The sequence below is a fragment of the Natrinema soli genome, from assembly GCF_028618695.1.
On sequence record NZ_JAQIVI010000308.1, the window covers coordinates 1 to 512 of the forward strand.

At 70.9% G+C, this 512-nt stretch carries 1 protein-coding gene; it reads right to left on the bottom strand.

Features of this window, described 5'->3' with window-relative positions; genetic code table 11:
- Positions 1-512, bottom strand: a 512-nt coding sequence (locus tag PGX04_RS18660; RefSeq protein WP_377043036.1) for an alpha-ketoacid dehydrogenase subunit beta, incomplete at both ends; no start/stop codon positions are given.

Genomic DNA, 512 nt, shown 5'->3' on the forward strand with positions numbered 1-512 from the left:
GTCGATCACTTCGATATCCGCCTCGAGACCCGCGACTGCGTCCTCGACCTCCCGGACCATCGCGCCCCACGCGATGACCGTGGCGTCAGTCCCCGCCTCGACCACGCGCGCCTCGCCGAGCGGGACGACGGTCTCGTCGGGGACCGGTCGCCTGGCCGCCCGGTACAGCGGCATGGGTTCGAAGAAGAGGACCGGGTCGGGACTGCGAATGGCCGCGCGCAGCAGTCCGGCCGCGTCCCGTGCGGTCGAGGGGATCGCGACTTTCAGTCCCGGGATGTGGGCGTAGCCCGCCTCGTAGCTCTCGGAGTGGTGCTCGAGGGCCGAGACGCCGAGGCCGTACGGCGCACGGACGACCATCGGACAGGTGATCTTCCCGCGCGACCGGCTGCGAATTCGCGAGAGGTGCTGGTGAATCTGGGCGAACGCTTGGAAGCTGAACCCGGCGAACTGGATTTCGGCCACCGGGCGGTAGCCCGCCGCCGCGAGGCCGACGCCGAGGCCGACGATGCCCG